At 68.4% G+C, this 538-nt stretch carries 1 pseudogene; it reads right to left on the minus strand.

Going from position 1 to position 538, the window contains the following annotated elements:
- Positions 1–538, minus strand: a pseudogene (gene purH, locus AC1DWF_RS37985) (bifunctional phosphoribosylaminoimidazolecarboxamide formyltransferase/IMP cyclohydrolase); the annotation flags it as partial.

Here is a 538-nt window from a genome sequence, read left to right on the forward strand (position 1 = left end):
ACCACGCTGCCCTTGGCCAGCGGCTCGGAAAGGCCCGCGGCCTTGGCGGCGGCCTCCGACTTCCAGGCTGCGATGCGGCTGCTCTCCACGCGGTTCATCTGGCCGGCGCCGATGCCGACCGTCGCCAGGCCCTTGGCATAGATGATCGCATTGGACCTCACATGCTTGCAGACGCGGAAGGCGAAGAGGAGGTCGGCAATCTCGGCCTCGGTCGGCGCGCGCGTGGTCACGACCTTCAGAGTCTCCGCGGTTACATGCCCCGCATCGCGCGACTGGGCGAGGAAGCCGCCGGCCACGCTCTTGAAGAACATGCCGGGGGCCGTCGCGTCGGGAAGGCCGCCCGTCAGCAGGAGGCGAAGATTCTTCTTCTTCGCGAAGATCGCCTGGGCGGCTTCATCCGCATCCGGCGCGATGACCACCTCGGTGAAGATGGCGGCGATCTTCTCCGCCGCCGCCGCATCCAGCGTGCGGTTCGCGGCGACGATGCCGCCGAAGGCCGAGACGGGATCGCAAAGCAGCGCCTTGTCCCAGGCAGTCG

It is taken from the genome of Aminobacter sp. P4_D5, from assembly GCF_056401815.1.